This is a genomic window from Imhoffiella purpurea (assembly GCF_000585215.1).
Taxonomy (GTDB): domain Bacteria; phylum Pseudomonadota; class Gammaproteobacteria; order Chromatiales; family Chromatiaceae; genus Imhoffiella; species Imhoffiella purpurea.
This window is the reverse complement of sequence record NZ_AONC01000006.1, coordinates 29,356-45,573: the sequence shown is the minus strand read 5'-3', so window position 1 is coordinate 45,573 and position 16,218 is coordinate 29,356. Positions and strand designations below refer to the sequence as shown.

At 66.1% G+C, this 16,218-nt stretch carries 9 protein-coding genes; 3 read left to right on the top strand and 6 right to left on the bottom strand.

From position 1 onward, the window contains the following. Positions 1-268 precede the first annotated feature (268 nt). Genes D779_RS02655 through D779_RS02645 form a run of 3 tightly spaced genes read left to right on the top strand, consistent with a single transcriptional unit; the run spans position 269 to position 7,014 of the window. Positions 269-2,476: a putative bifunctional diguanylate cyclase/phosphodiesterase gene (locus D779_RS02655; protein WP_043749003.1), complete on the top strand. Its 2,208-nt coding sequence runs from the start codon at positions 269-271 to the stop codon at positions 2,474-2,476. Positions 2,477-2,521: 45 nt separating this feature from the next. Further along, positions 2,522-6,019, top strand: a complete 3,498-nt coding sequence (locus tag D779_RS02650; RefSeq protein ID WP_052347739.1) for a response regulator — start codon at positions 2,522-2,524, stop codon at positions 6,017-6,019. Then, complete coding sequence (locus D779_RS02645) at positions 6,019-7,014, top strand: HD domain-containing phosphohydrolase (protein ID WP_043749000.1); 996 nt, start codon at positions 6,019-6,021, stop codon at positions 7,012-7,014. The genes D779_RS02650 and D779_RS02645 overlap by 1 nt, the downstream gene beginning before the upstream one ends. A 20-nt stretch (positions 7,015-7,034) precedes the next feature. On the opposite strand, the gene D779_RS02640 is transcribed toward D779_RS02645, so the two are convergent. The 6 genes from D779_RS02640 to argH all read right to left on the bottom strand — a co-directional run bounded on the left by D779_RS02640 (position 7,035) and on the right by argH (position 15,980). Then, positions 7,035-8,618: a methyl-accepting chemotaxis protein gene (locus tag D779_RS02640; RefSeq protein WP_081763290.1), complete on the bottom strand. Its 1,584-nt coding sequence runs from the start codon at positions 8,616-8,618 to the stop codon at positions 7,035-7,037. Positions 8,619-8,639: 21 nt separating this feature from the next. Beyond that, positions 8,640-10,706 carry an EAL domain-containing protein gene (locus tag D779_RS02635; protein ID WP_269747361.1) on the bottom strand — a complete coding sequence of 689 codons (2,067 nt, stop codon included), beginning with the start codon at positions 10,704-10,706 and terminating at the stop codon, positions 8,640-8,642. Positions 10,707-11,048: 342 nt separating this feature from the next. Beyond that, the gene (locus D779_RS02630; protein ID WP_094300754.1) at positions 11,049-11,714 is read right to left on the bottom strand and encodes an ANTAR domain-containing response regulator; all 666 of its coding nucleotides are present in this window, start codon (positions 11,712-11,714) and stop codon (positions 11,049-11,051) included. Between the two features lie 53 nt (positions 11,715-11,767). After that, the gene (locus tag D779_RS20895; RefSeq protein WP_052347737.1) at positions 11,768-14,155 is read right to left on the bottom strand and encodes a PAS domain-containing protein; all 2,388 of its coding nucleotides are present in this window, start codon (positions 14,153-14,155) and stop codon (positions 11,768-11,770) included. A 60-nt stretch (positions 14,156-14,215) separates the two neighbouring features. Next, entirely contained in the window at positions 14,216-14,590 is a 375-nt protein-coding gene (locus D779_RS02620; protein ID WP_043748995.1) for a nucleotide pyrophosphohydrolase, read from the bottom strand. Then, entirely contained in the window at positions 14,583-15,980 is a 1,398-nt protein-coding gene (gene argH / locus D779_RS02615; RefSeq protein WP_043748993.1) for an argininosuccinate lyase, read from the bottom strand. Before argH ends, D779_RS02620 begins: the two co-directional genes overlap by 8 nt. Between the last annotated feature and the right edge of the window lie 238 nt (positions 15,981-16,218).

The window sequence follows — 16,218 nt, the reverse complement described above, 5'->3', positions numbered from 1 at the left end:
TGATGTCTGAGACTTGGCTCTCAATTCGATGCGGCGCATCTTGCGTCCGCGCTCGACATCGTGAGACCTTCAGCGAAACGATCAGATGGTCGGAGCAGAAAGTACAGCCATCCCCGGGCGAGAACGGACCCATGAACGCAGGTACTCTCAGCCCACAGGGCAGATGGCATTCGCAGGATGGATGGCGCGCAGGGCATGCATGGCCGCTCGATGGACGCCGGCAGGCTGCCGACCCGCGACATCGGACGAGATCGGGTTGGGGAGCCTCATGAATCCCGCCTCGAGTCCGGATGACGAGGACGCGCTCTTCCTCATCGAGGATCGGCCCGAGGGGCGCGACCAACCCAGGGACGTCTGGCGCATCCTCATCGTCGACGACGAGGCGGATGTCCACGAGGCCACCGAGCTGGCCCTCCGCGATCTGATCATCGACGATCGCTCGCTCGTCTTTCTCCACGCCTATTCGGCACAGCAGGCCTACGACATCCTGGCCGAGACCCAGGACATCGCCGTGGTGCTGCTCGACGTGGTCATGGAGTCGGAGGGCGCCGGGCTCGAACTGGTCCACCGGATTCGGGAGGAGCTTGCCCAGCGGGCGGTGCGCATCATCCTGCGCACCGGACAGCCCGGCTATGCCCCCGAGATCGATGCCATTCGCGCCTACGACATCAACGACTACAAGACCAAGTCCGAGCTGACCCGGGTACGGCTGTTCACCAGCCTGACCGTCGCCATCCGCTCCTATCGCCAGATCCACCAGCTCGAAATGGGCCGGCGCGGCCTGGAGCTCATCGTCTCGGCAAGCCTCGGACTGGCCAAGCGCAGGGCACTGCACTGCTTCGCCGAGGGCGTGGTCACCCAGCTCTGTGCGCTCCTGAACATCGCCCCGGAAGGGCTGGTATGCGTTGCCTCCCCCGCTGGAGGTGAATCGCCTTGGCTCATCGCGGCCGCCGGACACTACCGGGATCTCATCCAGTCCCCGCTCCATGCATTGCCCGACACCGAGGTGCGCGAGGCGCTGGAGCGCTGCCTGAGGCTCAAGACCCATGTGTTAGAGCCGCGGACCTGTCTCTACTTCGATGTGCAGGGCACCCAGGGCATCGCGGCTCACGTGGCGGCCGATCTCCCGCTCGAGCGGGTGAACCGCAACCTGCTCGAGGTGTTCTGCGCCAACGTGACGGTCGGCTTCGAGAACGCGCTGCTGCATGAGCAGCTCACGGATTCGGCCTACTACGATCCCTTGCTGCGCCTGCCCAACCGCACGCGGCTCATTCAGCTGATCGACGATCGCAAGGACGCTCATCGAGACTCCACGCTGGCCCTGGTCGACCTCGACGACTTCGCCGAGATCAACGCGGCGCTCGACCACCACTTCGGCGACCGGGTCCTGCGCGCGGTCGCCTACCGATTGGAGCAGGTCTTCCAGCCGCCGACCCTGATCGCCCGTGTCACGGCCGACGCATTCGCCCTGCTCGGCCCCAGCGAGGCGATCGATCGCCGCGCCATCGAACAGGTCTTCTCGACCCCCTTCGATCTGCAGGACAAGTCCATCCGCATCTCGGCGACCGCCAGTCTCATCCGCGTCGGTCCCGAGCCGCGCGGAGGCGCCGATCTGCTCAAGGACGCCAGCATCGCGCTCAAACAGGCCAAACGCCTGAACCGGGGCCGGGCCACCCTCTTCACCGAGGATCTCTCGCTGGCGGCACGCGACCGCATCCGCCTGCTCACCAGCCTGCGCTCCGCCTTCTATGCCGAGCGGCTCCATCTCGCCTTCCAGCCCCAGGTGGAACTCGAGACCGGACGCGTGGTCGGGGCGGAGGCCCTGCTGCGCTGGACGACCAAGGAGGGTCAGGTCATCCCACCCGAGCGCTTCATTCCGCTGGCCGAGCATTCGGGGCTGATGATCCCCATCGGCGAATGGGTTCTGAGGACCGCCTGCCTGCAGTTGAAGCGACTCGACGACCGAAAGCAATCGGGATTCCGAATGGCGGTCAACGTCTCTCAGACCCAGTTCCGCGAGCCGGACTTCATCTCCATGCTGGATCGCGTGCTGCGCGAATACCAGGTCGCGCCCGAGCAGATCGAGCTGGAGCTGACCGAATCGATCGCCATCGGCCATATGGAGTCCACGGCCGCCAAGATCGCCGAGATCCGGCGCATGGGCGTTTCCATCGCGCTCGACGACTTCGGTACGGGGTATTCCTCGCTGAGCGTGCTCAAGCAGCTGGGCATCGACCGGCTCAAGATCGACCGCGCCTTCGTCCAGGAGATCGGGCGCCCCAACGACAGCGGGATCGCCGATCTGGTCGTGGCGCTGGGTCGTCAGCTCAATCTCGGCACCACGGCCGAGGGCGTGGAAACCGAGGAACAGAGACGATGTCTGATGGAGCACGGCTGCCAGGACGGCCAGGGATATCTCTTCGGCCGACCGCTGCCATCCGCCGATTTCGAGACATGGATGGCCGACAACGGCTGAGGATCGCACCGCACCGGACACCGCATTCATCGCCTCCACATTTTCATGAGCACACTCAAGCCGCTGCGTCTGCTGCTGATCGAGAGCTCCTCGGACGACGAGATTCGGCTCCTGAACGCGATCGCGGAGGCGGGATACGCCGTCAGACACCAGCGCGTGACGAACGAGCGCGAGCTGCGCGAGATCCTCTACGCGGGCTATTTCTGGGATGTCATCGTCTCGGACTACGAACTGCCCGAGCTCGAAGGTCTGCGCGCCCTCCAACTGGTGCGCCAGCAATACCGAGACACACCCTTCCTGTTCGTCTCGGGGACCCTCATGGACGACGTGGGACTCCGGGCGATGCGCAGCGGGGCGAACGACTACCTCATGAAGGACAACCTGGCGCGGCTGGGTCCGGCACTGGAGCGCGAACTCAAGGAATCCGCCAACCGGCGTCAGACCCTGGTCACCAAGGTCCAGTACCGGGCCATCCTCGACAGCACCCTGGACGCCATCCTGGTGGTTCAGGAAACGGGCTACGTCCAGATCTTCAACAAGGGCGCGGAAACCGCGTTCGGATACAACGCGAGCGAGATCCTGGGCCAGCACATCGGGGTTCTGCTGCCGGGCGACGCCTTCCACCGCCTCAAGCTCATCCCCGCCAAGCTGGCCCCCGAGCCAGCGGGCACTCGGGTCTACGAAAGCCACTACATCGTCCTCCGGGGCACGCACAAGGACGGCCGGACCCTTCCGCTCGAGGCCAGCTGCTCCAGGGCCAGGTGCAACGAGGAGAAAATCTACACCATCATGCTGCGCGACATCTCCCAGCGGCTCGCCTCCGAGCGGGCGCTGCGCGAGAGCGAGGAGCGGTTGCGTCTGCTGATGGACAACATCCGCGACTACGCCATCATCATGCTCGACACCCAGGGCAGGGTGACGACCTGGAACCAGGGGGCCGCCAACCTCATGGGATACGAGGCGGATGAGATCATCGGTCAGCCGGCATCCCTCTTCTACCCTAACGAGGATACCGCCGACGGACGCCCTCGCGACCGGCTCGAGCAGGCGATCGCCGAGGGACGCAGCTGCGACGAGGGATGGCGGGTCCGCAGGGACGGCTCCAGATTCTATGCCGAGGTAACGCTCTCGGCCGCGCGCGACGCCGGCGGCTCGCTCTGCGGCGTGGTCAAGATCACCCGCGACATCACCGAGCGCCGAGCGATGGAGGACGAACTGCGACGCCACCGCGACGCGCTCGAGGCGCGAGTGGCCGAACGCACCGCCGAGCTGGAGCTGGCCCGACAGCAGGCGGAGCGGCTGGCGCGCTCGAAGAGCGACTTCCTGGCGAACATGAGCCACGAGATCCGCACCCCGATGAACGCGGTCCTGGGACTGGCCTACATGCTCGAGCAGCAGAACCTGCCCGAAGACGCCCAGGATCTGGCGCGCAAGATCCAGAAGTCCGGCCAGACCCTGCTCGGCATCATCAACGACATCCTGGACTTCTCCAGGATCGAGTCGGGAGGCGTCGAGATCGAGCAGGCCCCCTTCCGGCTCTGCGACGTCCTCGACAATCTGGCGACCATCATGACCGCCACCGCCGCCGACAAGCCGCTGGAGCTGATCATCACACCGCCCGATTGCATCGATATGATCCTGCGCGGCGACGCGTTGCGGCTGGAGCAGGTCTTGATCAACCTCACCAGCAACGCCATCAAGTTCACCGCATCCGGAATGGTCGAGGTGCGGATCCAGATTCTCGAGCAGACCCAGACCAGGGTCGGACTCAGATTCTCGGTCATCGACACGGGTATCGGCATCGACATGGCCTCCCAGGAAAGACTCTTCCGGCCCTTCTCGCAGGCGGATCCGTCGACGACGCGCCGTTTCGGCGGATCCGGCCTCGGTCTGGCCATTTGCCGCAGGCTGGTGAATCTCATGGGAGGCCGCATCGGGGTGAGGAGCGAGCCCGACCAGGGCAGCACCTTCTGGTTCGAGCTGGAGCTGGATCTGATGGAGCGCCGAGACGACCCCTGGCGCGACCATGGAATGCGCATGAAGGTCCTGGTCGCCGACGCCAAGGCCCTCGTCCGCGAGGCGCTTGCGACCACCGTCACGGCACTGGGCTGGACGGGCCGGCAGGTCGACTCCGGCGAGCGCGCACTGCAGATGGTGCTCCAAGACACGGACCTGCAGGGCCCCAACGCCCTGGTACTTCTAGACTGGCGCATGCCGGACATGGACGGACTGGCCGTCGCGAGCGCCATCCGCCAGGCACTCCCCAGATCCAGACAACCGCTGCTGTTCATCTCGAGCGCGCACCGCCGCGAGCGCATCCTGGCGATGCCCGGCGCCGACTCGGCCGACGCCGTGCTCGCCAGACCGATCGCCCCCTCCCCGCTCTACGACGCGGTCATCCGGGCCCGCAGCCGGCGCCTGGGGGTTCGATCGCCCGAGCGGCCCTCGCCACAGACGGCCGAGGGCCAGCTCTCCGGTCTGCGCCTCCTGGTCGTGGACGACAGCGACATCAATCGCGAGGTCGCCAGACGCATCTTCGCCGACGCGGGCGCGCAAGTCTTCATGGCCGAAAACGGACGCGAGGCGGTGGAGTGGCTCGTCGCGCACCCGAACGCGGTGGATCTGGTGCTGATGGACGTCCAGATGCCCGTCATGGACGGACACGATGCTACCCGCCTGATCCGCCGAACGCAGGCCATCTCGGACCTGCCGATCATCGCGCTCACCGCCGGGGCGCTGAACAATCAGGAGACGGCCGCGCTGGAGGCCGGCATGGACGCCTTCCTCCCCAAACCCTTCGACGTATCCAAGACGATCGCACTGATTCGGCATCTCACCGGCAATGACCGGGCTCGTCCCGATCGGGACGCAATGGCCGCCTCCGGCATCGAGATGGATGGCACGCAGAAGGGGACGAAAACCGGAGAAGCGCAGCACGAACAGGGACGCGACCTGCCCGGACTGGCCGTCGGCAAGGGACTGAGGCTGTGGCGCGATCCGACCGTCTATCGCCGATATCTGCGCCAGTTCGCCCAGGACTACCGTAACGCGCCGGCGCATCTGGCCAAGCTCGAACGCGAAGAGGCCAGGCGCTATCTGCACAAACTCAAGGGCGGCGCCCACCAGCTGGCACTGCCCCGGGTCGCCGACTGCGCCGAGCGGCTCGAGCGGACGCTGTCCGGATCGGCTGGATCCGCCGACTACAGGGCCTTGAAAGACGCGCTCGAGACCGCCATGACATCCATCGGCGCCTATGCCGCAGACGCCTCGGACCCTGCCGGTCCAGAGACGCCAGGCACTGGTTCGGCGTGGGAGGATCCGGATCCCGGCCGCACCGCCCAGCTGCTGCGCGATGCGCTCGCGGCCTTCGAAGACTTCGATATCATTTCTTCCGAGCCCATACTGGATACCCTCTCCGAGCGGCTGCCGGCCGGATTGCTCGCCCCGGTGCGCCAGGCCGTCCAGAGCTTCGATTCCACCGCGGGTATCGCCGCCATCGGCGAGCTGGCCGAGAGGATGAACATTTCGATCGAGGAACCTTGATGCGCAACGGTCCAATTCTGGTCGTCGACGACGAGCCCCAGAACCTGGCGGCCATGCGTCAGGTTCTCGCCGGGGATCATCCGCTGATCTTCGCCCGCAGCGGCCAGGAGGCGCTGAGGGCCGCCGTCGCCCGCCAGCCCTCGCTGATCCTGCTCGACATCCAGATGCCCGACCTCGACGGATACGCCGTCTGCCGCGCCCTCAAGACCGACCCGACGACCGAACCCATCCCGGTCATCTTCGTCACCGGGCTGGCCAACGTGGGCGACGAGGCGGCCGGGTTCGACGCCGGCGCGGTCGATTACATCGTCAAGCCTCTGTCGGCGCCCATCGTGCGCGCCCGGGTCAAGACCCATCTCTCCCTCGTCCAGGCCTCGCGCCTGGAGAAGAGCTATGGCGACGCGCTGTCCATGCTCGGCGAGGCCGGCCATTACAACGACACGGATACCGGAGCCCATATATGGCGCATGGCCGCGTTCGCGCGCGAGCTGGCCGGTGCCTGCGGCTGGAGCCAGGCCGCTTGCGAGGATCTCGAACGCGCCGCCCCCATGCACGATACCGGCAAGATCGGCATTCCGGGCGAGATCCTGCGCAAGCCCGGCAAGCTGGACGCGCACGAATGGGAGGTGATGAAGACCCATGCCCGTATCGGCTACGACATCCTGAGCAAGAGCGACGCCCCGGTGTTCGCATCGGCGGCCGAAATCGCACTGCGTCATCATGAGAAATGGGACGGCAGCGGCTATCCGGATGGACTCGCAGGCGAGGCCATCCCGGAATCGGCGCGTATCGTCGCCGTCGCCGATGTCTTCGACGCCCTGACCATGAAGCGTCCCTACAAGGATGCCTGGCCGATCGAAAAGGCGGTGGATACCCTGAGAACCAGCTCGGGGACCCACTTCGAGCCGCGCCTGGTCGGACATTTCCTTGAGATCCTGCCCCGCATACTAGGCATCAAGGACCAATGGGACGCACGCGAGCTGAGCTCGTCCTGACCGACCGCCCCCGACGGGCGCTAGCCCCATCTCCCGACGTCCAGCAGCGCCCGATCGAGCCCCTCCAGAATCGCCATGGAATCCTGCTCGAACTGGTCGAAGAGCCGCTCGGCCTCGGACGCATGCCCCGCCCGCTCGAGCTCGACGATCTGCCCAACCAGCCGATGCAGCGACTGGTGCGGCGCGGCGATCGCCACGAGCGCCTCGGGAAGCCGCGTGCGCCTGGCCGACAGCGCCTCCAGCCAGCGGCCGAGCCCGCAGTCCAGATGCGACATCGACTCGTCGGCCGACAACTCGAGATGGCCGTCGAGAAAGGCGCGCACACGCATCTTCCACAACAGATGCGCGGTCTTGGCCGCGGCGATCTGGTAGGCCCAGTCGTCGACGGTATGGAAGGCCCCGAGTGCGTCGACGACCTTCGCCAGAGCGGAGCCGAACCGGCCGTTCCGGCCAGCGGATTCCCCCCCCAGATCGAGCATGGCAGCGGCGATTCTATCCATATCGACCATGGTGCGGGCGACCTCCTCGGACACCCGGCTCTGATCCAGGGAGGCCCTGGCGATCTGTGCGCTCAGCGCGCCGATCGCGGTCGCCGAGTCATGAATGGAATCCAATGTCTGCCGGGCCTCCGTGGCAAGCCTCAGTCCCTCACCGGTAGAGTCCAGACAGGACTTCATTCGATCCAGCGTCTCTCCGACGTCCTGGTCGAGACGCTCGATCCGAAGCCGAATCTCATCGGCCGATAGCTGGGTACGCCGGGCCAGCTCACGCGCATCCTCGGCCAGGATCGAGAATCCCCGCCCCCGCTCTCCGGCCTTGGCGGCCTCGCTGGCGGCGTCGAGCGCCAGGAGATGGGTCTGATCCGCGATCCCATGGATCGTCTCGACGGCCGAACGGATACCCTCGGCATCCTGGGCGAGGCGCCCCACGCGGTCGCCCGCATCCCGTATCCCCGCGGCCAATGTCTCGATCGCGACCAGCGCACCGTCGACGACCTCCCGACCCGCCAGCGCCTGCCGATCCAGGTCACCGGAATTCTTCGCGGTCGCCCCGACGTTGCGCGCGATCTCCTCGGCCGAGGCGGACATCCGCTTGACGGCGGAGGCGACCAGGGAGGTCTCTCGGTCCAACCGATGCATCTGCCGCGACACCCGAGCTCCGGTGGACGACAGACCCTCTCCCGCGAGCACCAAGCCCGACAGCTCGCACTGCACGGCGACCAAGAAATCTCGCATACGTCCCAACAGCTGTTGGAGCGCGGCGCTCATGCGTCCGATTTCGTCATTCCGATCGAAACCGCCGAGAGGATCGACGCAGCCGTCCTCGGCGATTCGCCGCATCGACTGACTCAGGTTCTGGAGTGGAGATCTGATGTCGCAGATGACGGACCAGGACATGAGAACGAAGAGGATGAAAATGCCCAGGATCCCGGCACCGAAGGACCAGGGATAGTCGGCCGCCACACCGAGCGTCCCCGGATCGACCGGCCGGCCCCAGAACAGGAAGGCGGTCAGGAAACCGATGGCCAGGCCGAACAGGAGTCCGCAACAGACGAGGATGATCAGCCTGACTCCAACCGAGAAACCCGATATCACAAACCCCATGGATCAGTCCTCTGCGGTCGTTTAAGGGCGATCTGGAAGCCGGCCGAGCGGCCTCGGGCCCGACACGCGCGGCACCCGAGCCAGCGACAGCAGCTGCTCGAGGAACGACTCGCGCGCCACCATGAGCTCATCGAGCAGCGCCAGCGCCTCCTCGTCCCGCGCCTGATATTTGAGCTCCAGCATCTCGACCGCACGCGCGTGGATCCAATGGTGCCTGGCGCTCAGGACATCGAAGGATTCGAGTCCTCCGTAACGGGCGCGACCCTCGCCATGGAGCCAGCGACCGAAGCGGCAATGGCGCCCATCCAGGGGCGGTGGCGAGGTTCGGTCGAAACGCACGACCCCCTCGAGCTTGCGCAGCCAGGCACGATGCTCGACATGGGCGAAGATCAGGGGCAGATCGTCTCGCTCCATCCGCGACTCGCTCGCCCAGAGCGTCGGGGGCCGCCAGGCCGCCACCCAGGCCGGCAGCTCGCCCCCCGGCATGGCCGCCGAGATTCCGAAACCCTGCGCCAGCTCGCAGCCGAGCTGGCGCAGCAAGCGCCCATGCTCCACCGTCTCCACCCCCTCGGCGATCACCTCGCGCTCGAAGGCCCTGGCCAGGCCCAGCACGCCCTCCAGGATCGAAAGATCGTCCGGATCGTCGAGCATGTCGCGCACGAAGGTTTGGTCTATCTTGAGCGAGGAAACCGGAAGACGTTTCAGATAGGTCAGCGAGGAATAGCCGGTACCGAAATCGTCGAGCGAGAAGCGCACGCCGATCCCGGCGCATTCATGCATGATCCTGGACACCTGCTCGGTGTCCTGCAGAGCGCTGCTCTCGACGACCTCGAGCTCCAACAGACCGGGCGGAACATCCGGATGGGCCGACAGCAGCATCGACAGACGGTCCATGAAATCGGTCTGCTGCAGCTGATGGGCCCCGACATTGACGCTCACGGGGATCTCGAGACCGGCCGAGCGCCAGACGCGCAGCTGTCTCAATGCGCTGCGGATGACCCACTCGCCCACCTCGACCGCCAGGGCGTGTCCTTCCAGGGCCGGCAGAAAGGCCGCCGGCGACAGCAGACCGCGCTCTGGATGCTGCCAGCGGATCAGCGCCTCGGCCCCGACCACGACCCCCGAGCGCATGTTGACCTTGGGTTGATAGTGGAGCACGAGTTCGTTGCGCTCGAGTCCGGCACGCAGGCGCACCAGGCACTCGTGGCGGTCCTTCTGGCTGTGCGCCTGGTCCGAGTCGAACAGCTGATAGCCGTTCCTGCCCGCGAGCTTGGCCTGATACATGGCCTGATCGCTCTGGCGCAGGAGCTGATCGGCGTTGACCTCATGGGCCTGAGGGTAATGGGTGATGCCGATGCTGACCGACACCTGGAGGATGAGTTCGCCAGCCAGCACCGAATCCGAGGCGGCGGTGAGCAGACGCCGGAGAATGGGCTCGCAGACGGCATCCTCGTCGGTATCCAGGAGCACGGCAACGAACTCGTCCCCGCCGAGACGGGCGATGGTGTCTCCTTCGCGCAGCGCCTGCGGCATCCTTTGGGCGAGCGTGATCAAGAGCCGGTCGCCGACGTCGTGACCATAGAGGTCGTTGATCGACTTGAAGCCATCCAGGTCCAGATAGGCGACCGTCAGGCGTCGGCCGCGCCGCTTGACCTCGAGCATGGCGCGCTGGAGCCGCTCGGCCAGCAGGACCCGATTGGGCAGACCGGTCAGCAGATCGTAATGGGCGACGTATTCCAGATGGCGACGATGCTCCTCGTGGCCCGAGAGTTCGAAGAAGAGTCCCACGAAATGCCGCCGCACCCCCTGGGGATCGCGCACGGCGTCGATGATCGCCGTCCCCGGGAAGAACCGACCGTCGGCGTGCCGGTTCCAGATCTCGCCATGCCAATGATCCTTGTCGACGAGATCGCGCCACACGTCCGGGATGGAGACAGATCCCAGGGTCCCGGAGGCCGGGGAGAACAGGCTGCGACCCAGGATGTCCTCGCGCGAATAGCCGGAAATCAGACCGAATGCGTCGTTCATGTCGATGACCAGCCCCTCGGCATTGGTCACCAGGATACCCTCGCGGGCATTCCTGAAGATGGCCTCGGCAAGGGCCGGTCCGGAGTCCAGAAATGGCCAGGCGGCACATTTCCCACCCGTCGCTACCGTCGGTTGGCCGTCCGCCGACCTCGGAACCCTCGGGCGAACATCCGGGAGAGAATCCCGATCGTGCTCATCCATCGGCACACCAGTATGGATAAGGCCGCGGGGGAAGGGCGGTCGTTCAAGGCGAGAGGCGTCCGGGGACAGGGGACGCGGACCGAGAGACCGGAGGACGTCGGGGTCAGGGTCCTCCGTGACTCGAGCACCGACCGTCGATCGGCCGGATCAATACATAGCATGAGGCCAACCCGGGTTCAACCGGGCTCGCGCCCCGAGGCATCAACCAGAGCGTCCCGCCTCCTTCTTGCCCTGCCGGCCGCGCGAGGGGAGCGGGGACTCCTCCGACCCGCCCGGAGCCGAGGGACGCAGATCGTTGATCAGCTGCCAGGCGTTCAGCACGTCGACGGCCACCTCGCGCACCTTGCGGCGCTCGTTGCGCGATCGCTCGCGCATCGTCTCGAAGGCCTCGTTGCGGCCGATGTGGTGACGCTCCATCAGTATCCCGATCGCGACATTGACCAGACTGCCCGTATCGACGGCATGGGCGAGACGCTCCTTCTGCTCGAGCAGATCGCGAATCTCTCGGGCCCGTTCCAGGGCGGTCCGGATACCGGGAATGGCCCGCACCGCGTCGATGGGCTTGACCAGATAGCCCAGCGCCCCGCGGCTGACCGCCTGCTCGACCGATTCCCGATCGTCATAGGCCGACAGGAAGACGACGGGGACCCCCATCTCACGCATCAGATCGGCGGTATCCACCCCGGAGAGCCCCGGCATGCGCAGATCCAGGATCGCCAGATCGGGGGGATCCGACCTCGCCTTCATCAGGGCCTCGGAACCCGAGCTGGCCAGTTCCACGAGAAAACCGGCATCCCGAAGACCCTTGCCGAAGGTCGCCAGCACGACCTCATCATCGTCCACGACCAACAGTGTCGATGTGTACATATCACCTCGTGAGCCGAGCATCCCATTCATGACCGACGATGCCTTCCGGCGAGTCATGCCGAAGCATCCATCGCCGGAGAATCGATCAGCAGCGGCGGCCCCATGCGCACCGTCGCCGCGACCCGCCCCTCGAGCTGCTCGATCGAGAGGCGCGCCCCCTGATGCGGAAGCATGTCCCGCAACAACTCGAGTCCGGTTCCCAGCCCCCGCCCGGCATCGAAATCGAACCCGGCCGGCAGGGCGCCCGCATTGCTGATGACGAGGACCAGCCATTCCCGATCGTTGCGCTGCGTCAGCTCGACCGGACAGCCAGCGGTATCCGGCGTGCTCCATTTCACGGCGTTGACGAGCAGTTCGTTGACCACCAGGGCCAGTACCACGGCCTTGTCGCGGGCGATGCGGGGCTCGCGCCCGCTCGCCTCCTCGGGGGCCAGCAGCAGGGGAACCGGGCTGAACCCCTTGACGTTGGATACTATCGCCTCGAGCATCTCGCGAAAACAGACGTCCGACCCGGCATCGCGGCTCTGAAGCCCATAGACGGCGGAGATCGACTGCACCTGAGCGACCGCCCCGGCGATGACGCCGCTGCACCCGGTCTGCTCGCTGGCGCCCAGCGAGAGCAGCCCGATCAGCCCCTGGAGATGATTCTTGATGCGGTGATGCACCTCCCGCACCAGCACATCGCGCTGCCGCTCGAGCTTGGCCAGCCGATCGCGCTCGGCACGCTGGCGATCGGTGATGTCGTGGATGACGTGAACCCAGCCGCAGAGCCGCTCCGCATGATCGTACAATGGGGACATTGTAACGCGCAAAAGACGCCCCGGTCCGTCCTCCTCGATCTCGCTGACGCGGGGTTGCCCACCCTGACCGCCGAGCGTCGGAACGGCGCGGTGGAGACGCATCATCAGGCTCTCGATACCGCTGCCGAACCGCTCGGAACAGGCCCGGTTGACCTTGAGGATCCGGCCCTCGACATCGAGGATCAGGATCGGATCCGGAACCGTGTCGAAGGTCTTGGACCATTCGTCGTTGGCCCGGCGCAGCTCCTCCTCGACCCGATGCCGATCGCTGAGATCGATGGCGGTCCCGACGACCTTCGAGGGCATTCCCGCGGAATCGCGCACCAGGGTACCGCGAAAGGCCAGGCAGAGATCGAAGCCGCTCCGTCCGGGGACGCGCAGCAACTGATCGAACTCGGTCAACTCGCCCCTCTCCAGTTTCCGGCGCAGCAAGCTGGCGGACGAGCGGTCCCGAGGAGGCAGAGAGGCGATCAGATGATCGACATCGGCATCGGCATCGGCATCGATGCCGCCCGAGACGCAACCGAGGATGCGGTGCAGAACAGGATCGCTGAAGACCCTGTCGGTGCTCAGATCCCATTCCCAGACCCCCACCCTGCCGGCCTCGGTGGCCAGCACATAGCGACGCTCGCGCTCGGCCAGACGCCGGCCCATGTCCGCCTTCTCGATCGCCGCCGCCATCACGGCGACCGCCGACTGGAGCGCCGCGACCTCGGGCAGCGACCAGACCCGCTCCTCGTGACAATCGTCGAAGCCCAGGAATCCGGAGAAGACGCCGTCGACCAAGAGCGGCACCAGGAGCAGGGATCTCACCCCCAAAGGAACCAGAAACCGCTCCTCGGCGGGCGAATAGTCGCGACGCAGACAGCTCAGACTTCCACCGCTGCTCAGGACGAGATACCAGTGCCACAGGTCCAGTGCCCGCCAGTCGATCTCGAGTCGTTCCCACCGCGCCCGGGTCGGCTCCAGATCCTCCGCGCACCACTCGTAGCCCAGGCGGCAGCCATGCCCGCAGTCGCGGTCGCGCGATCCCTCGAACAGATAGGCACGGCTGACCCCGGCGGCTCGACCGAGCTGTTCCAGCGCATCGGCCATGACATGGGTCCAGCGATTGGCCTTGAGGAACAGCTGCGAGAGATTGGCCACGGCACAGAGGATACCGTCCCGACGCCCGAGCTCGGACTCGACCAGCGTCTGACGGGTGATATCGCGAGCCAGGGAATAGAGCCCCAGGACCCGTCCGTTGCCGTCGCGATGCGGCAGATAGGAGCCCTCGAAATGGAGCCGCCCGCGAGTCGGGTGGTCGTAGCTGAACCGATAGGCCACCTCACGGCCCGCCAGGGCGGTCTCGAGATAGACCCGCAGCTGATCGTAGATCTCCGGCCCCAGGGCATCGGCGACGCGATGCCCCTGGACCCTCTCGTGCTCGAAGCCGAGCAGCCGGGTATAGGCCCTGTTGACGAACCTGTATCTCATCTCGTTATCGATATAGGAGATGAGCGCGGGCAAGGCGTCGGTGACGCGCTGGAGCTGGGGCCCGCCATGGCTCGCGAGCCGCCGATAGGGTTCGGCGAGATCCTCCCGGCTCGAATCCGCTGTCTCGCAAGGATGCGATCCTTCCGGGTCAAGGATGTCATTCATTAGGTCTCAAGCCCCACTACAGACTCGATGACGGCATGGACACGCACACCGCGGGCCGGCTCAGTCCCCGTACTCCTCGGCCCGCCGCGCGTCGCCGCGCACCTTGTCGGCCGGATATCGACGCTCGTTGATGCGGATCTTCTCCTCGGCGGCGGCGATGAGATCGACCCCGAGCCGCTCGGAGATCCGGATCAGATAGATGAGGATGTCCGCCAGCTCGTGGGCGACCCGGCGCCTCTTCTCATCGTCCAGCGCGGCGCTCTGCGCCTCGGTGAGCCACTGGAAGTGCTCGAGCAGCTCGCCGGCCTCGCCGGCCAGGGCCATGGCGAGGTTCTTGGGCGAATGGAACGGCTCCCAGTCGCGCTCGCGGGCGAAATCCAGGAGACGGGCATTCAGGCGGTCCAGGCTGTCGGGCCGATCCGAGCCGTCAGCCATGAGTCAGCCGTTCGCGCGCCCGCGCGGCGGCGGCCCGAACCTGGACCGGCGCGGTCCCGCCGAGGTGGTCGCGCGCAGCGACGGACCCTTCGAGCGTCAGCACCTCGAAGACATCCTCGCCGATCGCCGCGGAGAACTGACGCAGCTCATCGAGGGTCAGCTCGGCCAGATCCCGACCCTCGCGCACCCCGAGCGCGACCGCCTTGCCGACAATCTCGTGGGCGTCGCGGAAGGGGATGCCCCTGCGCACCAGATAGTCGGCCAGGTCGGTCGCGGTGCTGAATCCCTGCTTGGCGGCCTCGCGCATGCGCTCGCGGTTGCAGCGGACCTTGGCCATCATGTCGGCGTACACCTTGAGCGAACCCTTGAGGTTGTCGACCGTGTCGAACAGCGGCTCCTTGTCCTCCTGATTGTCCTTGTTGTAGGCCAGCGGCTGGGCCTTCATCAGTGTCAGCAATCCCATGAGATGACCGAAGATGCGTCCGCTCTTGCCACGCACCAGCTCGGGCACGTCCGGGTTCTTTTTCTGCGGCATGATGGAGGAGCCGGTGCAGAAACTGTCGGAAAGCTCCACGAATCCGAACTGGGCGGACGACCACAGAACGAGTTCTTCGGAGAAACGTGACAGGTGCATCATCAAAATGGCCGCGTCGGCGCTAAATTCGATCGCGAAATCACGATCCGAGACCGCGTCGAGCGAGTTCTCGGCCGGACGGTCGAAACCCAGCAGCTCGGCGGTGTAGTGCCGGTCGATGGGATAGGTGGTCCCCGCCAGGGCGGCGGCGCCGAGCGGCATCACGTTGAGCCGGCGGCGGCAATCGGCCAGACGCTCGCGGTCGCGCTCCAGCATCTCGAGCCAGGCCAGCATGTGGTGGCCGAAGGTGATGGGCTGGGCGACCTGCAGATGGGTGAAGCCGGGCAGGATGGTCTCGGCCTCGCGCTCGGCCAGGTCCAGCAGGGCCAGCTGCAGACGCCGGATCTCGGCGCGGATGGTGTCGATCTCGTCGCGCAGCCAGAGCCGCACGTCGGTGGCGACCTGGTCGTTGCGCGAACGACCGGTATGGAGCTTCTTGCCGGTGATGCCGATGTCCTGGGTGAGCGCGGACTCCACGTTCATGTGGACGTCCTCGAGCGGGATGGACCAGCTGAAGTCCCCGGCATCGATGCGCGCGCGCACCGCCTCCAGACCGGACACGATGGCGTCGTGCTCGGCCTCGGTCAGGATCCCCTGGCGGGCGAGCATGGAGGCATGGGCGATCGAGCCCTGGATATCGTAGCGATAGAGCCGGCGGTCGAAGTCGACGGAGGCGGTGAATGCCTCGACGAAGGCATCGGTGGGCTCGTTGAAGCGCCCGGCCCAGGGTTTCGAGGCGGAATTGGAGTCTTGCATCGGTCGTTCCAGCGAAAGGCAAAGAACCAATTCTACACGCTGGGTTTCGCCGGATGGGGCACGGAGAGACACACCGGACACCGCGGATCAGGCACCCGGGACCGGTTCGAGACGAACATGACACACGGCCCGGCAGCGAAATAGGCCGCCCAGGGGTTCCTTCCACACGAAGAAATCACTATTTATGCGGTTGCGCTATCTTTGCGCGTACACGACTCATTCCATGGAGGCGGAACAT